The organism is Corynebacterium propinquum DSM 44285, from assembly GCF_000375525.1.
Classification (GTDB): Bacteria; Actinomycetota; Actinomycetes; order Mycobacteriales; family Mycobacteriaceae; genus Corynebacterium; species Corynebacterium propinquum.
Map to the genome: position 1 here is coordinate 355,681 of NZ_AQXC01000001.1, position 21,351 is coordinate 377,031.

The 21,351-nt window shown below is 55.0% G+C and carries 14 protein-coding genes; 2 read left to right on the forward strand and 12 right to left on the reverse strand.

The genetic code is table 11. The features are described from left to right. Positions 1-6: 6 nt before the first annotated feature. From smc to gdhA, 7 genes are all read right to left on the reverse strand, one after another. Complete coding sequence (gene smc, locus B142_RS0101660) at positions 7-3,483, reverse strand: chromosome segregation protein SMC (RefSeq protein WP_018119804.1); 3,477 nt, start codon at positions 3,481-3,483, stop codon at positions 7-9. A gap of 29 nt (positions 3,484-3,512) precedes the next feature. Next, positions 3,513-4,994 (reverse strand): alanine/glycine:cation symporter family protein, encoded by a 1,482-nt coding sequence (locus B142_RS0101665; RefSeq protein WP_018119805.1) that lies wholly within the window; start codon positions 4,992-4,994, stop codon positions 3,513-3,515. A gap of 19 nt (positions 4,995-5,013) precedes the next feature. After that, positions 5,014-5,886: a bifunctional DNA-formamidopyrimidine glycosylase/DNA-(apurinic or apyrimidinic site) lyase gene (gene mutM, locus B142_RS0101670; protein ID WP_018119806.1), complete on the reverse strand. Its 873-nt coding sequence runs from the start codon at positions 5,884-5,886 to the stop codon at positions 5,014-5,016. A gap of 3 nt (positions 5,887-5,889) precedes the next feature. After that, positions 5,890-6,651 (reverse strand): ribonuclease III, encoded by a 762-nt coding sequence (rnc, locus tag B142_RS0101675; protein ID WP_018119807.1) that lies wholly within the window; start codon positions 6,649-6,651, stop codon positions 5,890-5,892. Next, on the reverse strand, positions 6,644-7,189 hold the full coding sequence (locus B142_RS0101680) for a YceD family protein (RefSeq protein ID WP_018119808.1): 546 nt from the start codon (positions 7,187-7,189) through the stop codon (positions 6,644-6,646). The genes rnc and B142_RS0101680 overlap by 8 nt, the downstream gene beginning before the upstream one ends. Before the next feature lie 30 nt (positions 7,190-7,219). Then, positions 7,220-7,936: a DivIVA domain-containing protein gene (locus tag B142_RS0101685; RefSeq protein ID WP_018119809.1), complete on the reverse strand. Its 717-nt coding sequence runs from the start codon at positions 7,934-7,936 to the stop codon at positions 7,220-7,222. Between the two features lie 122 nt (positions 7,937-8,058). Further along, positions 8,059-9,402 carry an NADP-specific glutamate dehydrogenase gene (gdhA, locus tag B142_RS0101690; protein ID WP_018119810.1) on the reverse strand — a complete coding sequence of 448 codons (1,344 nt, stop codon included), beginning with the start codon at positions 9,400-9,402 and terminating at the stop codon, positions 8,059-8,061. Positions 9,403-9,675: 273 nt separating this feature from the next. Between gdhA and B142_RS0101695 the strand changes: the two genes are divergently transcribed. After that, positions 9,676-10,791, forward strand: coding sequence for a glycerate kinase (locus B142_RS0101695; protein WP_018119811.1), 1,116 nt, complete (start codon positions 9,676-9,678; stop codon positions 10,789-10,791). Here B142_RS0101695 and B142_RS0101700 read toward each other — a convergent pair. The 4 genes from B142_RS0101700 to B142_RS0101715 form a co-directional block, all read right to left on the reverse strand. Continuing rightward, positions 10,788-11,186 (reverse strand): hypothetical protein, encoded by a 399-nt coding sequence (locus tag B142_RS0101700; protein ID WP_018119812.1) that lies wholly within the window; start codon positions 11,184-11,186, stop codon positions 10,788-10,790. The genes B142_RS0101695 and B142_RS0101700 overlap by 4 nt on opposite strands. 233 nt (positions 11,187-11,419) lie before the next feature. After that, positions 11,420-12,700, reverse strand: coding sequence for a GA module-containing protein (locus B142_RS0101705; RefSeq protein WP_155860908.1), 1,281 nt, complete (start codon positions 12,698-12,700; stop codon positions 11,420-11,422). Between the two features lie 288 nt (positions 12,701-12,988). Beyond that, on the reverse strand, positions 12,989-15,526 hold the full coding sequence (locus B142_RS0101710; protein WP_155860909.1) for a hypothetical protein: 2,538 nt from the start codon (positions 15,524-15,526) through the stop codon (positions 12,989-12,991). A gap of 456 nt (positions 15,527-15,982) precedes the next feature. Then, on the reverse strand, positions 15,983-18,352 hold the full coding sequence (locus B142_RS0101715) for a GA module-containing protein (RefSeq protein ID WP_018119814.1): 2,370 nt from the start codon (positions 18,350-18,352) through the stop codon (positions 15,983-15,985). Between the two features lie 293 nt (positions 18,353-18,645). On the opposite strand from B142_RS0101715, the gene B142_RS0101720 reads away from it, so the two are divergent. Then, a complete protein-coding gene (locus B142_RS0101720; RefSeq protein ID WP_018119815.1) occupies positions 18,646-19,902 on the forward strand; it encodes an amidohydrolase in 1,257 nt (418 codons plus the stop codon). 13 nt (positions 19,903-19,915) lie between these two features. Here the strand turns inward: B142_RS0101720 and pyk are convergent, their stop codons facing one another. Continuing rightward, a complete protein-coding gene (gene pyk / locus B142_RS0101725; protein WP_026167750.1) occupies positions 19,916-21,346 on the reverse strand; it encodes a pyruvate kinase in 1,431 nt (476 codons plus the stop codon). Positions 21,347-21,351: the final 5 nt, after the last annotated feature.

Here is a 21,351-nt window from a genome sequence, read left to right on the forward strand (position 1 = left end):
CGCCTGCTACCCGCGCGCCAAGCGCTGCGAAAGCACATGCGTAATACCGTCCGAGCGCATCGTCACGCCATAGAGCACATTCGCGACATCCATCGTCGGCTTCTGGTGCGTGATCACAATCAGCTGCGAATCCTTACGCAGCTCCTCAAACAACGCCAGCAGCCGTCGCAGATTCACATCATCCAGCGCAGCTTCCACCTCGTCCATCACATAAAACGGCGACGGGCGGGCCCGGAAAATCGCCACCAGCATCGCCAGCGCGGTCAGCGATTTTTCACCACCGGATAGCAGCGACAGCCGCTTCACTTTCTTACCCGGCGGCCGGGCCTCCACCTCGATACCCGTGGTGAGCATGTCGTCTGGCTCGGTCAACAGCAAGCGCGCCTCGCCACCCGGAAACAGCGTGGCGAACACGCGCGGGAATTCCGCTTCCACGTCTTTCCAAGCCTGCGTAAACAACTCCAGGATTTGCTGGTCGACGTCCGCGATCATATTTTGCAGGTCGTGCCGAGTCTGGATGACGTCGTCGAGTTGTTGCGACAGATAGTTGTAGCGTTCTTCCATCGCTTTGAATTCCTCGAGCGCCAGCGGGTTGACCTTGCCCAAAGCTCCCAAGTCCTTTTCGGCACGCTTGAGCCGTCTGGTTTCTGCCGCCCGATCGAAATCCTCACCGGGGCTGTACTCGCGCACCAGGTCCTCGATCGCAATGCCCAATTGCTCGCCTGCTTTATTCTCGGCTTCTTCCACGCGCACGGATGCCTGCGAGGCTTCCATGTCGGCTTGGTGGAATTCCTTCGTCGCCGCATCCAACGCCCGCCGCGCCGCGGACACTTCCGAGCGCACCGCATTCAACCGGGTAGTCGTCTCAGTGCGCCGGGCAGTCAGCTCATCACGACGACGCGCAGCCTGGTCGGTCGCGTCCTCGGCCCGTTCCGCAATCTCCCGCGCATGCCCCAGCACCGCTTCGGCCAACTCTGCCTGCTGCTTGCGCCGCGCCATCGCTTGCTCGTGCCTGCGCTTGGCCACCCGCTCATGTTCTGCTTGCCGACGCAGCGCATCGCCTTTTCCTTGCGCCTGCCCAGCCCGGTCTTGCGCACTGCGTGCGGCCACCACAGCATCCATCTCCCGCGCTTTGGCCGCAGATAACGCAGCTTGTGCCTCCTGGCGCTGCTGGGCCAGAGATTCAGTTTCTTCGTCCACCTCGCCTGCACCGTCAGCCCCGGCGGCGCCACCGTGCTTGTCGACGCGCGCAAGCCGCTCGCTGACCTCCCGGTGTTGGGCTTCCAGCTTTTCGCTGCGCGCGCGTGCCTGTTCGGCGCGTTCGGCGGCGGTCTCATATTCGCGGGTATAGCGTTCCACCTGCTGGCGCACGCGTTGTTCTTCCCGCTCTGCGGATTGAATATCTGTATCGTGTTCGCGCAATGCCGCACCATGGTGCGCGGAATCCAGGCGGGCTTCTTCCGCGGATTGCTTGGCGCCTTCGATCGTGCCGGACAGCTGTTCTAACTCGGCTTGTGCGACGCGCAAACCCTGCTGAGCCTTCGCGATCTCTGAGCTTCGCTCCACCGCCGAACCCGCGTGTGAGCCAACTTCGACCCAACCTTCACCGACCAACAGCCCGTCGCGGGTCACCGCCCGCAATCGTGGGTCTTCGGCAATCAGCTCTACCGCGGCCAAATAATCTTCGGCCACGACGACGTCGGCAAGCACCCGGCCGACCGCCACTGCCACCGAAGAGTCAACGGTGATGTGATCGACCAACCACTCGGCCTGCACTGTGGTATCCACGTGCCACGCAGCACCGTCGCGGCTGGTATCTACCAATACCGCGCGCGTGGAATCACCCGCACCAGCAAGTAACTCGGCCGAAACGGGACCAGCCAATGCTTTCGCGTACTCACCCAAGGCGGCAGACAGCGCAGCTTCCCATCCGGCATCCGCACGCACGAGATCCACCAGGTCATGCCAAGAATCATCCAGGTGCTCGCGGATGTCTTGTTGTGGTGCCTGCGCCTGCAACGTGTCGATGCGCGATTGCAGGGTATAGACTATGCGCTCGCGTTCCCGTTGGTTTTCGCGTAGCTCGTCCAAGCGCTGCTCGGCAGCCTTCGATTCCGAGTTGGCCTGCTGCGCACGCATCGCCAGATTTTCCCGCTGCCCGCGCAAGTCCTTGGTTTGCGACGCCCAGTCGCGGGCTTCCGCACGTACTTCCCGCAGGCGCGCGCGAGCTTCCGTCCCAGTTTCTTCTGCACGCGCCAAATTCTCGCGGGCACTGGCCAGTTGCTGCGCAATCGATTCTTCTTCTGCGACAAGGCGCACCACGCCTTCGCGTCGATCAGATTCTGCGCGCAACCGCGCCAAGTGCTCACGTTCGGCAACCTGCACCGTCTCGTTAAGCTCGGCGACTTCCTCGCGGATTTCTTCAAGCTCTTCTGCCGCCACCTCAGCGGCCTCGACGAGTTCTTCGTGTTCCTCGTCTGCACGCTGCGCACGGGCTTCCAGGTCATCCGGATCCTGCCCAGAATATGGCGTGATATTTCCGGTATTGCGGGCGCGGTCGGCGGCGATCCGCACGGTGGCAGCTATGCGCTCACTCAGCGCAGACAGCCGAAACCACAAGTTTTGTGCTGCTTGTTCTGCCGGAGTGACCTGCGAGAGCTGCGCTTCGGCTTCGGATTGGCGGGATTCTGCTTCTTCCAGGTGTTCCTGATTGGTATCCACCCGGGCACGGAGTTCTTCGGCTGTGGCTGCGGCCTGTTCTGCTTGCTCGCGCAACCGCACAATCTTCTCGCCGGCCAGCACCAACCGGGACTCACGCACTTCTGCCTGCACAGTCGCAGCTTTGCGCGCAGTCTCGGCTTGGCGTGCCAGCGGCTTGAGCTGTTTCGATAGCTCGTCGGTAAGATCCTGCAGCCGGTCCAAGTTGGCCTGCATACCGTTGAGTTTGCGTTGGGCTTTTTCCCGACGACGGCGGTGCTTCAACACACCCGCGGCTTCTTCGATATACGCGCGGCGTTCTTCTGGTTTCGATTCCAGAATTTCCGAGAGCTTGCCCTGGCCGACGATGACGTGCATCTCGCGCCCGATGCCAGAATCAGACAATAATTCTTGGATATCGGCCAGCCGCGCTTTGGCGCCGTTGATTTCGTATTCGCTGGCCCCATCACGAAACATTCGCCGAGTCAGGCTAACTTCGGTGTACTCGATCGGCAATTGGCCGTCAGCATTGTCGATGGTCAGCGTGACTTCCGCACGCCCCAATGGTTTACGATCACCTGCGCCGGCGAAGATGACGTCTTGCATCTTGCCGCCGCGCAGAGTTTTCGCGCTGCCTTCCCCCATGACCCAGGCCAGCGCGTCGACCACATTCGATTTGCCAGAGCCGTTAGGCCCGACAACTGCACAGATGCCGGGCTCGAACTTCATCGTCGTCGCCGAGGCGAACGACTTAAACCCTTTCAGGGTCAGCGCTTTTAAGTGCATAAATTACGCGTGTAACGAACCTCGATGGCCTATTTCAGCGCATCTTCTTCGCTGCGGCGGGTCACAGGGTCGGAACCGTCCCAGGCTTCCACGTTTTTCAGGCCCGGCAACATATCGCGGTGGAATACTGGGTCTTGGCCGCGACGTTTTTGCTGGTTGTAGTTCTTCAGCAGCTTGAGTGCGACACCACCCAACGGAACGATAGCGATCAAGTTCAGCACTACCATCGTCGCGGCGAAAGTATCGGCCAGGGCGAACACGACTGGGATGCTGGTAACCGAACCGATAATAATGAAGGCCAGCACACCAACGCGGAAACCATTGAGAATCTTGGGCGATTCCGTCAAGTACTGCAGGTTTGTTTGCGCCAGGTAGTAGTTACCCAGAACCGAGGAGAACGCCAGGCAGAAGATGATGAAGGTGACGATGTGGATGCCCCAGTTACCGACTTCGTTAGCCAGCGCGGTTTGAGTCAGCGCAGCACCTTCGATGTTATCCAGCCCGTACTTGTGGTCGCCGCCCAGCAGGATGATGAAAGCAGTGATCGAGCAGACCAGCAGGGTGTCGAAGTAGACGCCCAGAGTCTGCACCAGGCCTTGTTTCACCGGGTGGGAAACGGTTGCGGTGGCCGCCGCATTCGGTGCAGAACCTTGTCCGGCCTCGTTGGAGAACAGACCACGGCGCATACCGTGTGAGAACGCAGCACCGACGGTGGCACCAACCACCTCAGTAACACCGAATGCGTGGCCAATGATGTGGCCGATCATTCCTGGAACTTCGTTGATGTTGATGATGATGACCACCAAGCCAATGATCACATACAGGCCGGCCATGAATGGGACGATGACCTGGGTGAAGTTTGCAATGCGCTGGACACCACCGAAGATGACTACGGAAGAAATCGCGGCCAAGATGATGCCGATGATCAGGTTGAAAGCCCAGCCTTCCAGCCCCAGGGAGGTAGACATGGTATCGACAATGGCGTTCGATTGGAAAGCGTTATAAACGAAGCCGAAAGTGAAGGCCAAAGCAACCGAGAACACCGCTGCCAGCGGTTTGAAGCCCAAACCGCGGGTCATGTAATAAGCCGGGCCGCCACGGTAGTTACCGCTGGATTCCCTGGTTTTCCACAGCTGCGCCAGCGTGGCCTCGATGAAGGCGGTCGCGCCACCGACGATGGCGATGATCCACATCCAGAACACGGCACCAGGGCCACCAATGGTGATGGCCACCGCGACACCGGCGATATTGCCGGTACCCACGCGGGAGGCCGCGGAAATAGTAAATGCTTTGAAAGCGGAGATACCGCCGTATTCAGGGTCCAGGTTTTTGCCTTTACCCTTTGGCCCTTCACCCAACGAACGGAACATGTCGCCGAGTTTGGTGATTTGCACGCCGCTTGTGCGCACGGCGAAGTACACACCAGATGCAATCAGCAACCACGGGATGATTGCCCAAATGCCGTCGTTGAACTTGACGATGACGGCTTCAACGCTTTCCAGGAAGTTCATAGCTTGTCACTTTATAGTGTCATTGGCACACTGCACAAAAGTGACACGAGCGTTTGTTAATCACGATTCTGGTGATCTCATTCCCGCAGCGTCGGCATGGTTTTCCGGTTTGGCCATAAGCGTTCAGTGAGCGTTCAAAATAACCGCTACCGCCATTGACGTTGACATATAAGGCATCGAAGCTTGTTCCACCTGCTTCTAATGCCCGCGCCATGACATCGCGCGCCGCTTCCACCAAAGCCACCGCTTCACGTTGTAATAGCTTATTCGCAGGCCGTGCCGGGTGGATGCGCGCGGCCCAAAGCGCCTCATCGGCATAAATATTGCCGATGCCGGAGATAATCTCTTGGTTCAACAGCACGGATTTCACTGCGGAACGACGCTTACGCAACGCCCGGGCCGCTGCCACCGCGTCAAAATCAGGGCTAAACGGATCCGGGGCGATGTGCGCTGCTGGTTCTGGCAGATCAGGGTTATCTTGTGAGAACTCGCATACTAACCAACGGCCGAAAGTCCGCTGGTCCACGAAGGCAAGCTCACGCTTGACGACGCCCGGCCCAGCGCTACCGTCGTCGCCGAGCCGCGTCGGCACTTCCAGCTCCGCGCGAATCCGCAGGTGTTTCGACTGCACCTGCCCTGGCTCACCAACCAGCATCTGCCCGCTCATCCCCAGATGCACGTATAGCGCCTGGCCGTCGGCAAGCTCGGCCCATAGGAATTTCCCGCGTCGGCACCAGCGCTTAATCACCGCATCCTGCAGCAGCCCGGCCAATGGAAATTCCTGCCCGCGGTTGGCCCTAGGGTGCAGAACCTCGACTCTCCCAAACCGCGCGCCGGTGGTGTGCTCGGCCAAACCAGAGCGCACAACTTCGACCTCAGGTAACTCGGGCATGAGCTAGACCTTGATGGCGCCAGGGTTTGCCTGCACCAACTCGCAAGCCTGACGTGCCGCCTGCTGCTCGGCCGTCTTCTTATTCGGCCCTTCGCCGTGGCCAACTTCTGTCTGGCCGACGGTGGCGGTGACATAAAACGTCAACTCATGGTCCGGGCCGGTGCGTTCATCGGAATAGACCGCCATCGGCAGCTTCGCTTCCGCCAACATTTCTTGCAGCGTCGTTTTCCAATCCAAGGTGCGGTTGCGCGCTGATGCACCCACGATCTTGGAGTCGAACAGCCGCAAAATCACTTCCCGGGCGATATCAAAACCATGCTGCCGATAAATCGCGCCGAGTAGCGCCTCGGTGGTGTCTGCAAGGATAGAGTCCTTGTCACCGCCGTGGGTAAGCTTTTCTCCTTTACCCAGCAAGATATGCGGTCCAAGGTTGATCTCGCGGGCGACGTCGGCAAGCCCATAGCGCGACACGATCGACGCACGCATTTTTGAAATATCCGATTCCGGCCGGTCCGGGTGGCGCTCATACAGCTTCGCGGCAATGGATAAGCCCAGCACGGCGTCGCCAAGAAATTCCAGGCGTTCGTTGTTCGGCAGCGTGCCATTTTCGTTAGCAAACGAACGATGCGTCAGCGCCAAGCAGAGGTATTCATCGGAGAGTTCCACGCCCAATTGGGTCAGCAGCGGCGTGTGGTCGACCGCTGCAAAAGCCTCTGCCAGGGCTTGTTCCCCAGTGAGCCGGGTTTTCTTGTTCGACCTAGTCACGGAATTTCTCCAGCCCCGCCCAACGCGGATCGATTCGTTCCTGTGTATCTTCTTCGCCTGATACCCCATCTGGTGCTGGGGTAAGGGAATCGTCGGGGCAGCCACCCTCACACACCGGATTAAATGGCAAGGCAACCACCAACTCATCGGTGAGGGTTTGCAGGAGATCAATGGTGTCTTCGTGGCTGACCTGTGGGATTTCATCCCCTGAGCCCTCGTCCTCATCGTCTTCGGCGTCACCGGTGATGAAATCATCATCCGCCGAAAAAACCTGACTGATACGGACTGTCATAGGTCGTTCCAACGGGCTGAGGCAACGCGAGCACTCGCCGCGGAGCACCGCGCTCACATCAGCGTCGGCCATGATGCCGGACCCCAACGAATGCAGCACAGCATCGATGGTGACTTCCGCGCCTTCTTCGATGGCGAGCATTTCCGCACCGATGCGTCGTGGTGCCGGTCCGGTGTGCGTGGTCTGTTCTGGGCTCTGCTGCTGGGTAAGCAGCGCTTTGACGTCGAAAACAAATGGTGATGTCATAACTCGTCCTAGCATACCGGCCCGGGTTAATTAGTAGGTTTCGCCGGGTTCTTCCCAGCGGCGAGCACTGCGCCCATTGGCACTGACTGCCCCTCCGGCTCCCGCACCACGACGCAGGGCAGCACGATCACGAGTGACGGTGCGCAATACGCCATTAAGGTTGTCTTCGAATTCACCCAGGCGAGCGTCGATGTAGTCATCGCATTCGGTACGCAACTGCTGCGAATCCGCGTGTGCCGTGGACACGATGCGCTGGGCTTCTTCTTCGGAGCGCCGCACGACCTCTGCCTCAGAGACCAGACGCTGTTGTTCTGCCATTCCTTCGTCCACGCTGCGCTGGTAGGAGGCATTACCTTCGGCAACCAGGCGTTCGGCTTCGTCGCGGGCACGGGTGACGGTGTCTTCTGCCTCATCGCGAGCGCGGGTGGTCATTGCTTCGGCGTCGGCCTCCGCGCGATCAACCATGTCGGTTGCTCGAGTCTGGGCGTCGGCAAGAATATCTTCGGCATCAGCCTGCGCATCGTCGACGATCTGGTTCGCGCGCTCTTCGGCTCCGGTGAGGATCTCATTGCGGTTATCCAGCACATCCTGCGCGTCGTCAATTTCCGTCGGCAGGGCATTGCGGAGATCATCAAGCAGGGCCAGCATGTCATTGCGGGGCACCATACAGTTGGAGGTCATTGGCACGCCATAGCCTTGCTCGACGTGTTGGACTAGTTCATCAAGCGCTTCAAAGACACGGTACATAATTACCATCTTAAACGAGCTGGATATGCGAACGGGTCTGCCACGTCGGTGGGAACGTGACAGACCCGGAATGCACAGGCCCGGAATGCGAACGGCAAGATCGGCGCCGCAGCAAATCCTTATTAAATAACGCCCTGTGCCAGCATGGCGTCGGCAACCTTCTTGAAGCCTGCGATGTTGGCGCCCGCAACGTAGTCGCCTTCGCGTCCGTAGGTCTTGGCGGTCTTCGAGATGGACTGGAAGATATTCGCCATGATCTGCTGCAGGCGCTCGTCGGTGTATTCGAAGGACCAGGAGTCACGGGTAGCGTTTTGCTGCATCTCCAGCGCGGAGGTAGCAACACCACCAGCATTGGCAGCCTTACCCGGGATGAAAGCAACGTCCTTGGACTGGAAGTAGTGAGCCGCCTCTGGGGTACATGGCATGTTGGCACCCTCGGCGACGTACTTGACGCCGGCCTCGGTCAAGCGCTTCGCGTCGTCTTCGTCCAGCTCGTTCTGGGTGGCACATGGCAGTGCGACGTCGCCGGATTCTTCCCAGATATTGCCGCCCTCGTGGAAGGTCACGCCGTCTACTTCGTCGGCATAAACGTGGATGCGCTCGCGACGGTTTTCCTTGATGTCGCGCAGCTTGTCGACGTCCACGCCATTCGGGGTGGAAATATAACCGGACGAGTCCGACATGGCCACGACGGTGCCGCCAAGTTCTTGCACTTTCTGCGCGGCGTAGATGGCGACGTTACCGGAACCAGAGATGATGACCTTAGAGCCTTCGAAGCTGTCACCGAAGTGGTTCATCGCTTCTTTGGTGATGTAAGCGACGCCGTAGCCGGTCGCTTCAGTACGCACCAGGGAACCGCCCCAGGTCAGCCCCTTGCCGGTCAGGGTGCCGGATTCGTGTTGGTTAGCCAAACGGCGGTACTGGCCAAAAAGGAAGCCAATCTCGCGGGCACCAACTCCGATATCACCGGCCGGAACGTCGCGGTATTCGCCGATGTGGCGGTGCAGTTCAGTCATGAACGCCTGGCAGAAACGCATAATCTCGGCGTCGGAACGGCCCTTAGGATCAAAGTCCGAGCCACCCTTGCCGCCACCGATTGGCAGGCCAGTCAGGGAGTTTTTGAAGATCTGTTCGAAGCCCAGGAACTTAATGATGGACAGGTTGACCGATGGGTGGAAACGCAGGCCACCTTTGTATGGCCCCAGCGCGGAGTTGAACTGCACGCGGAAACCACGGTTCACCTGCACTTCACCATTGTCATCAGTCCATGGCACACGGAACATGAGCTGACGTTCGGGCTCACACAGACGCTCGATGAGGCCGTAGTTGGCGTATTCCGGATCCTTTTCTAGAACGATCTTGAGGGAGTCCATAACCTCTGCCAGCGCCTGGTGGAATTCTGGCTCGCCAGCGTTACGCTCAAGCAAACGCTCATAGTAACCGTTGACTTGTTTTTCGACGTTCATGATCTCTGTGACCTTTCTTGTGGGTTGCACCAACAATTTTTAGTTTTCACTCACGTGAGACATTTCGCAAACAACAGTGAAAACAATCCGGAAACATACCGGTCATCCTATTGGAACCTACCCCCATAAGTGTGCACTGGATCATCATTCGACAACGCACCACATCGCTAGCCTGTCGTTTTTCGACGGCCGTTCGACAGGTATTCACCCCACCCGACAGCACACACCACAGTTGGTGTCACCGACCATCGCGGCTCAGATAATCTGACAGGCATGAACATTGTTATCGCCCCGGATTCATATAAAGGTTTTGCTACCTCGGACCAAGCCGCGGGTTGGCTTGCCGACGGCGTCGCCGAGGTTTTCCCAGATGCTGCCATCACCACCGCTGGCATGGCCGACGGCGGCGAAGGAACCGCGGCACGGTTTTCCGGTGAGACCATCACCTTGCCGACGACGGATGCCGCCGGGCACCTGACCGAGGCGAGCTACCGCTACGACCGGGCAGCCAAAACCGCGTATATCGATATTGCCGCTGCTTCTGGGCTGCCTGCGGTTGCCGATAAACTCGACGCACTTACTGCAGATAGTTATGGCACCGGGGTATTAATCGCGGATGCGCAAACCCGCGGTGCACAGCGCGTGGTTCTGGGATTAGGCGGTTCTGCCACCACTGATGGCGGAATGGGGATCTTGGTAGCATTGGGTGCCGCCCCACACGATAAGCGCGGCTACCCGTTACCTAAGGGCGGCGGGCTGTTGGATCGCCTAGAACACATCGATACCGCTAATTTGAATGTCGCCGCTGCGGGTATGGAGTTCGTGTTGTTGGCTGATACCACTGCCCCAGCCTGTGGCCCGAATGGCAGCGCTGCGGTTTTTTCCCGGCAAAAAGGCGCCAGTGATGAGCAGGTTACACACTTGGATACTGCCCTGATGCAGCTGTGTGAGGTAACTGGAATAGATCCTGACCTCAAAGCCTCGGGTGCAGCCGGTGCCACTCCGGTCGGACTGATCTGGTTGTCGCGTTTAATCTATGGCACCGATGAACACATACACCTGTTGCCTGGTGCCGCCGTTGTGGCCCAGGAATTAGGCTTGCCGGAAGCAATTGCGAAAGCCGATCTAGTGATTACCGGCGAGGGCCGTGTTGATGAGCAGTCCAGCCACGGCAAGGTTATTAGCCAAATCGCGCAGCTGGTGGATGCAGCTGGATACAACACCAGCGAGAAATCTGCCCCGGTATTGGCTATCGCCGCGGCTGAGTTCGGTGCGCAACCGGGCGAGAATGTGCTCGCCGTACAGCTGGATCCGGGTAAAGATGTGGCAGATCAGCTACGCGCTGCCGGGTCGGACATTGCCCGGAAGTTTGAGGAGCGCTACCGCTAACGGAAAATATTGACCGTCCACGGGTAGATGGCGGGCTGCTCGTAGGCTTGCTCGTTTTCAAGCAGCACTCGGTCATTCGGTAGTGGTGCTTCTGGGGTTAAAAAGCGGGACAGCGCCATGGTCAACTGGTTGACCGAACCTTTCACCCCGTCGACCTCGAAGCGATAGCGGTGCATGGCGCCGTTTTCGAGTTCGTCGTCGTTGTGCTCGTCCTCGTAGATGCGGTGCAGTTGTTCTACGACATCGTCGGCGACTTTCGGGTTGTCATCGAAGGACAGTTTCGCCGATTTCAGCATCTCGGATTTCACGAGTTTATCGCAGGCGAGCTCGTAATTTTCGCGCAGGCGTTGTGCTGGCTCTGCGGGGATGAGAACGTCAAACTGAATTGTTGGCATAGCGATAAGCCTACCCTCATTATTTTGCGTTGCCTAGAAGCATACGTGTGCCGTTATTCACGGTTTTCTTGCCGACGCCACCCTGCCGTTGTAGGTTGGCCGCGCCGCAAAAACCAATTCATCTACGTATGACGAAAACCGCCATCCCTGTGGGATGGCGGCAATCTAGGAGGTAACGAGTTAGCCATACACGCAGCTACAGCTGCGCGCTAAACGCTAAGAAGCAACGATGTTTACTTCTTCGCAGAGTTCAACTTCTCTGCAGTGTGGAATGCAGCTTCGACCTTGTAGACCTGGTCTGCATCGACGATCTTCTTACGAGCTTCGCGCTTCTGCTCGTGGTTCAGACCCGTCATCTCGTCCAGCTGCTTCAGGGCCAGCTGCTTCGTACGTGCCAGTGCCTTGCCGACGAAATTCTTCGCATTTTTAGCCTCTTCGTTGGCCTTATTTTTGGCTTCGCCAGTCTCGAAAGCCGCCTCTACCTGATAGACCTCGGTAGCTTCTTTTACTGCCTTGGTGTAGGCGTCCTTCTGCTGCGGGGTCAAGAAGCCGAAGCCTTCAAGCTTCTTGAGGGCTTCTTGCTTGGTGTATTCCAGGGCCTTCTCAACGTCGGTCTTCTCGCCAGACTTTTCTGGAGCCTTCTGACCTGGAACAGGTGCAAATTGCTGAACAGGGTTCGCGTTCTCAGCCTTCGCCGCTTTTTCAACGGTGATTACTTCAGAAATCGTGTTTGCAGAGTCAATCTGTTTCTGGAAAATCTCTCGCTGGAGAGGGTTCAGTTTTGTTAGGTCAGCCAAATCTTTCGTCGCAAGAGCCTTCTTGAATTGGAGCTCCCCTGTTGCGTCACCGAATCGTTGGTACGATTCCTCAACGAATTTGTTGATCTCTTCAGCGGAAAAATCACCCGTAAGACCCGCCTTAGCAAAGCTGTCGCGAACGATTTTATTTGCATCCTGTTTGGTTGCCCCTCGACGGAATGCCTCAACTAACTGCTCCGCCGTTTCCTGTGCTACCTTTCCTTCCTTTGTACCACCAAACTCTGCTTCGAGGCGCTGCGGGGAATATTTGACTGTTGGAGCGGGGGATACGGAATCTTGCGATTGATCAGGCTGGACCCCATCCTTCTTCTGCAAAGCTGTTTTACCCGAATTGATAATCTCGTCAAATTCTTCGTTTAGTTTATCCTGATCAAAACTATCAATATCAGCTTGAGTGAACCCGGCATCTCCAGCCTCTGCTGCCTTCTGCAGGCCTTCTTTCAAAATTGCCCGTACGTCCTCGTCTGACTTTCCGGCCTTCAGTGCATTTGCAGTATCAAATGCCGCTTTTGCTGCTGGTTTACCAGCTTCAGTTGGCTGAAATTCCTGCACAAGTTCATCAAAGCCCGGATTATCGACCTCCACAGCCATTGCGTTGTTTGTAGTAGCGAGGCTGCCTCCAGCAACGGCTACAGCTGCAGCGATGGCAATTCCACGACGTTTCATAGTTCCGGCAACAAGTTTAAGGTTAGACACGATCGGTCCCCTTTCAATAGGTACTCAGGGCGCTACGGCGGGCTGCCGTTGCTTTCGTAATTAAACTTAAACCAGTTTTATGTGTTGTTGAACAAAAATACTCGTGAGTTTGTTACTGAAAAGATAAGAGTAAGCTGACAGCAAGAAAAGCCCACCTGACCTGCTATAAAGTAGCCCTAATTCAATCGTGGCTTCCAACACAATTGGCAACGAAAAAGCCGCACCCTCGCTATGAGGCTGCGGCTTTCAATAACCCGAAATTAGGCTCGAACCTGCGATACAGTCTGCTTAAAATCGAATGCCGATCTGAGCAAGAACGTCACGAACCTTTGCTTGGATGTCACCAGCACCATTGAAAAAGTTAAAGATGCTGAAGATTCCACCGAAGATCAGCCCTAGCGCACCAACTCCTGCAGCGATACCAAGAATTCCTTTGACAGAATCCGATCCTCCGCTTGGCTTCCACCAGCTCGACGAATCATCGTTCTTTCCAGGCTCGGCGCCTACCTGGTCGTCACCATTGTTGCCTGTCCCGTTATCTGAAGTATCATCGTTTTGGCTGCCATTATTATTTTGGCTCAGCTCTTGCTTCAGCTTGTCAAGCTCTTTCGCTGCTGCATCCACTGCGTTTTGTTGTGCTTGTAGCTTCAGGGCTTGCTCTTTGAGCTCAGATTCTTTCTTATTGAGCTGAGATTGCTGAGCAGCCTGATTCTGAGCCTTTTGCTCCAATTCTTTCTTTAGCTTGTCAAGCTCTTTCGTAGCTGTATCCAATACATCTTCTTGTGCTTGTAGCTTCAGGGCTTGCTCTTTGAGCTCAGATTCTTTCTTATTGAGCTGAGATTGCTGAGCAATCTGGTTCTGAGCCTTTTGCTCCAGCTCCTCCTTCAGCTTCTGAAGCTTTTCGGCTTCCAGGCTAAGCTCTGTGGCCTTTGCGATCAGTTTTTCACGCTCCTGCTGCAGTGCAACTTTTTGCTTGGTCGCATCAACAATCGCAGCAACCTGAGTATCGGCAACCCCAGCTACCTCCTCATCAGAGAAACCAGCCTGCTTCAAACCATCATTAATGATGTCCTTAATCTCCTCCGGAGACTTACCAGCCTTCGCCGCATCAGCAACCTTAGGAGCCAACTCTTCAGCAGCACGCTCGTCCTTCAAAACATCAGCAATCTCAGCCTGCAACAAAGATTCATCAACATCAGCTTCGGTGAAACCCGCATCGCGAGCTTTCGCTGCCTCTTTCACAGCATCAGCAAAAATCTTCTCCGCTTCAGCGACCGAGGCACCAGCTTTCAAGGCCTCAGCAGCTTTAGCTGCTGCAGCCTTAGCAATCGCATCTGCCTTCTCCCCAAACTCAGGCTCCTGCTCAACATCAGACTCCGGCTCAACGTCCTGAGAGTTAGCCTTCTGCTTCGCCTCATCAACAATCGCAGCAACCTGCTCATCAGCAACCCCAGCTACCTCCTCATCAGAGAAACCAGCCTGCTTCAAACCTTCCTTGAGCATCGCTTTGATTTCATCATCGGAAGTACCAGATTTTAATGCGCTTGCGATCTGATTTGCCAGTGCCTCTGCAGCCTGCTCCTCCTTCAAAACCTCAGAAATCTGTGCATTTAGTTCTGTATCATCAATGTCTTTTTCTCCGAAGCCAGCATCACCAGCCTTCGCAGCATTTTTCACTGCGTCTTCGAAAATCTTTTTGATTTCATCAACAGGGGCTCCATTTTTCATGGCGTCAGCAGCTTGCTTCGCTGCTTCATTGGCAATCTTGTCTGACTCTGCTCCGAATTCAGAAGCATTCGGTTCTGCTTTCTTGGCGTCTGCACGTCTTTCGGCAGCAGAATAAACTTCGACAATCTCCGAGTCATTAACTGATTCCACATCGGCTTCTGAAAAACCAGCATCTTTGAGGCCCTCTTTAATAATGCCCTTAACCGCTTCCTGGTTCTGGCCAGCTTGCACCGCTTGCGCAACCTTATGTGCCAGATCGGCAGCTGCTTGCTCTTCCTTAAGCAGCTCGACGATTTGCTGGTTCAACTCATCTTGTCCCAGGCGCTCAATGTCATCTTCGTCAAAACCGGAATCATCATTTTTCGCAGCCTCTTTTACAGCGTCAGCGAAAATTTTATTTACTTCATCAGCAGATTTCCCAGCAGCCAAGGCATCCGCAGCCTTTTTAGCAGCAGCTTCCGCTTGCTTGCTTAACTCACTGTCTAGGCCCCCAAATTCTGCAATGAGCTCCTCTTGGGTTGGCTCGCGATCAGACTTTTGTTCCTCGACCCGCTGCTTGGCGCCACTGACTATTGCCGCAATCTGAGAGTTATTTTCGTCAGTAATTTCAGCAGGGTTGTATCCAGCACCTTCCAAGCCAGACTTCACAATACTGTTGATTTCCTCTTTGGACTTGCCCTGCTGAATCGCAGCATTTATCTCGTGCGCCAATTTTGCAGCATCTTTTTCGTCCGCGACAAGTCCATCAATTTGGTATTTCAGTTCTTCCTGATCAATTGCTTGCACATCCGCGTCAGAAAATCCTGCATCATCAGTTTTTGCTGCCTTGTTCAATGCATCTTGGAAAATCTGATCAACATCATCCACGTTGCCCTTGATCAGCGCCTCATATGCCTTTCGCGCTGATTCCTTCGCAATCGCATCCGCCTGGGTTTCACCAAATTCGGCTTTCAATTCTTCGTATGTCGGATCGCGATCTTCTTCCTGCGCTGATACGTAGTTAGCGGTTGCAATGCCGCTTCCAACAACTACTACTGCCGTTGCAATTGCCAATCCACGACGTTTAACAGATCCGATAGCTGGTTTTGGCTTAGACAAGGCCATCCCTTTCGATAAAACAACCAGACGTCACCAAGGAAGGTAACTAGTTTTGACAAGCCAAAATTTATACCGCCATACCCCTTTTATCAAGTAAAATTCAGCAAAAACTCACTTTTTCTATAACAACAAAACCCATCGTCAAAACCTTATATACCGAATTCGTTATTAAAGCCTAAAGCGGATTGTGAATTACCTGCACGAATGCTGCGAATATATAAATTAACACTTATCTATTTTGGACAACCTGTAAAGACAAAGTTAATTTCTCGGGGGTAAATCCCCCACCCCCTTGATCGTACAAATAAGCCAAATTCGAGCTGTTAAGCTTCAATAAACTTGCTCAACAGCTCGGCAATTACTGAGGCCAACCGCCATCCCAACTAGAGACAGCGATTAATCGTCACACAGGGTCAGGCTCTAACTTATGTTCGCGAAATCCAAACAAGCTGCATTTTAGAAACGAATCCCGATGCTGGTTAGCATGTCAATTACCTTCGCTTGGATGGTGTTCAAACCTCCAAAGTAGTTCACGGCACTGAGAATTCCAACGATTGCAAGTCCTAGTGCACCAAAACCTGCGGCAATCGCGGCAATGCCTTTGGCATTTGACGCACTCGAGCCTGGTGTATTTTCGCGCTCACCAGTACTGTTTCCGTTATCAGTACCGCCCGAGTTCCCACTGTTCTTTGGCGGCTGGTTCTCAGCAGCGTCATCAGCATCGGTAGTGCTAGCTTTTTGCGCAACTTCAACAATCCGCTGCACAGCCTGTTGATTGGTGGATGCATCAATTTGAGCCTTAAAGTCAGTACGATGCTTTTCTGTCAGACCTTTAATTCCATCGATAGTTGCATGGGCCTGTCGCTTTGCGTCTTTCAGCATCGTCTGTTCAGCTACTTTAGCCGCCTCATTTTTCTCGTGCTGCTTAAACGAGTTTAGGAAATCCTCCGACGTCCACTGTTTTTCGTTCGGGGAATATAGTGAATTCTCATCAATCTCGAAAGGACCAGCCGCCTTACCATTCTCTACTGCGCTATCAGCTGTTTCCAATGCACCGTGAACGAGGAGTTCAATCTGTTCGATAGAAGTGGCCGATGCAATGACTCCTTTGTATGCAGCCTTGTGTTCATCTGACAAATTCTGGATACCATCCAGAGCAGCAGAAGCTGCCCGCTTTGTTTCCTGTAGCTCTTGGCCTGCTTCATTCTTCTCATGCTGCTTAAACGGATTCACGAAATCTTTAGCAGTCCATTCCGCCTGGTTCGGAGAGAATACTTCATTATCCTCAAAGTCTAGTTTGTCCGACTCTTTGTTGGGTTTAGGTTCCTTCGTTGGATCTTCGTTGTTTGATCCAGAATTTCCCGCGCCCTGTGGAGTATGATCACTTGTGCCGGTTAGCTCTTTCGCTTCTGCATAGATCTCCTCAACTTCCTGAATGGTTTTGGCTAGAGTGATTCGGTCTTTCAGCGAAGTCTTTTTCTTTTCATTCAATTTCCTCGCCGTATGGACGAAATCCCATGCACGCTTTTTGACTGTTTCTAGAGCGTGTAGTGCGGAAGACGATTCTTCTGTGTCCTGGTTTTCTGTTTCTGTATTCTCCTTAGGGGCTTGGGGCTTAAGACTATCCTTGGGTGCCAGCTTTCCTATCGGGTTTGAATTCTCCGCATCAATAGCTTGTTTGATGCTTTGCAGCCGTTCGACATCAGATGCATCTTCAATGTCCTTAGCAAATGCTTTACGCTGCTCGGGATTCAGATATTCTGCAGCCGCCAATTCAGTAAAAGCTGCTTGGCGCGTTTCTTCAGATACTCCGGCGGGTGCGGGGTGTGGTTCAGGTTTTGGTACAGGCGCAGGCGCTAGGTCCGCCGCAGCAAGGATCGCACGAATATGTCGCACACTAACCTTGTCCGCTGGCTCTTTAAGCTCTTCTGCAACTTTCCGCAATTCTTCTTTGCTCAGGCCACGAATTTGATCATCCGTTAAGCCACAGTTTCGCGACAAATGCTCGAATACGATAACCGAGGGAACACCATTAAAGTCTCGTCCTTTTTGGAACTTATTCTCGCAGTTCAAATGCCCATTACCTTTAGCTCCTGGGGCTTTCGGTTCAGTTTCAGTCTGTTCACCTTCAGATCCTGGGATAGGATTAGTAATCGGCGGAATTGGATTAACATCAGGTTTTTCGGTTGGTCCGTTGGTCTTTTCCTTGACGGTTACCGTCTTCTGGCTCTCAGGAGCGCTCGGGACCGGTCCTACTAGGATTTCGTCCCCTACGTGCAGCGTGATGCTCTCGTGCACCGGGATCGAAAACGGGACCCAGGCGCCAGTGCTAGCTTCATCTCGAGAAACAGTTAAATTTTGTGGATAGGCACGTTTTACGAATATCGCGGAGATTGCTTGTTCCTTCTGCCCCGGGGCCAAGAATACACCGCCAGTGATGGTTCTATCCCCTTCTTTGACTTCATTGATAGAAAGTTCCACAACGTTTAGTTTCGGTTGAGCCTCAGACGGGCCCGCAGTCGCCGACGCAATAGCTACAAGACGACTGCGATCAACGATCTGACTTTGATATCCTAGTTTTTCAGCTAGCCGATTAAGCTCATTTTGACTCACACTAGCAATCTGCTCGGAGGTCAATCCACAGGCACGTGTCAAATATTCTTCAAGATGAGCCTCGACTAGGTCCGTATCAAAATCAGCTCCCTTTTTGAAATCTTGTTCACAGTTCAGGTACTTTTCTTGTGCATGCGAGACCGGAGAGATAGTAGGGGCAACAAGGGAAACCGACAATGCTGCAACGGCAACCGTGCGCTTATTAAGTTTCATGGGAACCTTCCAAGATAAGTACCAAAATTGAGTAAGCGGTGAACATTGGAAAGAGCCCCACACGATGAATACCTCAATCGTCGGTGAAACGCTCCCACACAGCACCGTGCGCAGGACACACTCCAACTTTCACACACGAAAACAATATAAGCTCACGCAATCTCACTACAAAAATTTAATGACAAAAGTATTCAACGTCTCATAATTATCAATTTCTACTGTAAAGTGCATTATTTTATATAGATTTTCGCAGTAAAATCTCGCACAACTCCAAGCAAGCTACTATTATTCCCATGCCACAACAGCTAGACACCGCACCAGCAAACGTATCCCGATCTCAACCAAGCGCCCAACACATCGCAGACTTGCTCGCCACCCACACCGCCGACCTTTCCTGGCAGCAAGCCTTTTACGACGTTTTACACGAACACCCCGAACTTTCCCACCAGGAAGAACGCACCGCCGGAGCAATCCAGTCCGCACTACAACGTTTCGACGTAGAGGTCACCACAGACATCGGCGGCCATGGCATCGTCGCTGTCATGCGCAACGAAGCAACTTCCAATACTCCAACAGCCTTGATGCGCGCCGACTTCGACGCGTTATTCGTCGATGGGAAAAATCTACATGCCTGCGGGCACGACATGCATACCACTGCCCTGCTCGGAGCACTCGCAATTCTGGATAGCCTCCGCGAGCACTGGGCAGGCACCGTCATCGCACTATTCCAACCCGCCGAAGAATCCTCCATAGGTGCCAAGCTCATGATCGAGGACGGCCTCGTCGACAAGATCCCCGCCCCAGATGTATGCCTGGGCCAGCACGTCATGCCTGGGCGCGCAGGCGAAGTGCAAACCCGGCGCGGCCCATTGATGGCGGGCTGCGATTCCATCAAGGTCACAATCTTCGGTAAATCGGCGCATGCGTCGATGCCGCATAAATCGATTGATCCGACGTATACGGCGGCGATGATCGTGACACGCTTACAGGCAATCGTGGGCCGAGAGGTTGCACCCGATGAGTTCTTCGTGATCTCCGTGGGCACGCTGCGCTCTGGCGATACCAACAACATCATTCCAGATCGCGCAGAGTTAGTGCTGAATACGCGGTATTACGACGAGGAATTAGCAGAGCGCGTATACGCCGCGCTCAAGCGCGTGGTCCAGGCCGAGGTGCAGGCGTCTGGTTCCACGAAAGAACCGGAGTTTCACTTCTATGCCCACGGGGAGGTAGTCGATAATAACGAGGCTGTTTTTGACCGTGTGCGCGGGACTTTTGATGCGACTTTCGGCGAGCACAGCGTTACTGCGCAGCGCTCCACTGTGTCGGAAGATTTCACCTATTTACCGAAGGCGTGGAACGTTCCGTACCTGTTCTGGTTCGTGGGTTCGACGCCACGCCAGCTGTGGGATGAGGCCGCTGCGCGCGGCACCATAGACACGGATGTGCCGGTCAATCACCAGGCAAACTTCGTGCCCGAATACGAACCAACAGTGCACGCCACCACCCTTGCGGGCGCGGGTGCACTGTTGAGCTTCGTCGCAATCTAGGGGCGTACCGTTCCTAGTCTTTCGGCGAGATGCGCACGTCTTCACCAATCGCGTGGACGTGCACCATATTGGTGTTGCCTTCGACTCCCGGTGGGGTGCCGGCGACCAGCACGATCACATCATCGCGGTGGTAACCATCGACCTTCACCAGCTGGCGGTCCAGCACATGCAGCATCTCGTCGGTAGAGGCAACCTCTGGGCACAAGAAGGTTTCCACACCCCAGGTCAGCGACAACTGGGAGCGCACATTTTCGTGGGGCGTGAACACCAATAGCGGCAGTTGGGAACGCAGACGCGACAAACGCTTGGCCGTATCACCGGAGGTGGTAAACGCCACCAACGCCTTGGAGTTCAAACGCTCCGCAATATCGCGGGCGGAATAAGCAATCACACCACGCTTGGTGCGCGGGATATGCCCCAGATCTGGCAGTTCGCCAATGGTTTCTGCTTCCAGCACAATGCGCGACATGGTGCGCACGACGTTATGCGGGTCCACCCCCACGGATGTCTCACCGGAGAGCATCACGGCATCAGCACCATCGAGCACGGCATTGGCCACATCTGAGGCCTCCGCGCGCGTGGGGCGGGAGTTTTCAATCATGGAATCCAACATCTGGGTGGCCACGATGACTGGCTTGGCGTTCTCACGAGCAATCTGAATTGCCCGTTTTTGCACCAGCGGTACTTGCTCCAGTGGCACTTCCACGCCCAAATCACCACGAGCAACCATCACCGCATCAAAAGCCAAAATGATCGATTCCAGGGCATCCACGGCCTCTGGCTTTTCTAGCTTGGCGATCACCGGCAGGCGGCGGCCTTCTTCATCCATGATCTCGTGGACCAAATCCACATCAGACGGCGAGCGCACGAACGACAGCGCGATGAAATCCACGCCCAACCGCAGCGCGAAGCGCAGGTCTTCAATGTCTTTTTCTGACAAGGCGGGAACGGAAATATCCATTCCGGGCAGTGACACGCCCTTGTTATTCGAGACCGGGCCGCCCTCAGTCACACGGCACACGACATCAGTGCCGTCAACCTCGACGCATTCCACGGCAACCTTGCCATCATCAATCAGCAGGCGATCACCCGGGCGGGCGTCGTCGGCAAGATTTTTATAGGTCGTCGATACCCGGTCATGGGTACCTTCCACATCATCGACGGTGATGCGCACCGTCTCACCGGTTTCCCAATAGGTCTCATTCTCAGCAAACCGGCCCAGGCGAATCTTGGGGCCTTGCAGATCAGCCAACACACCAACAGCCTTTCCACTCTCCGCGGAGGCCTGGCGCACCCATTCATAATTGCGTTGGTGATCTTCGTGTTCACCGTGCGAAAAATTCAGGCGGGCAACGTTCATCCCGTCAGCAACCAGGCCCGAAATGGCTTCCTGGCTGGCGACGGCTGGTCCAAGTGTGCATACAATCTTTGTTCGTCTGTCCACGGCAC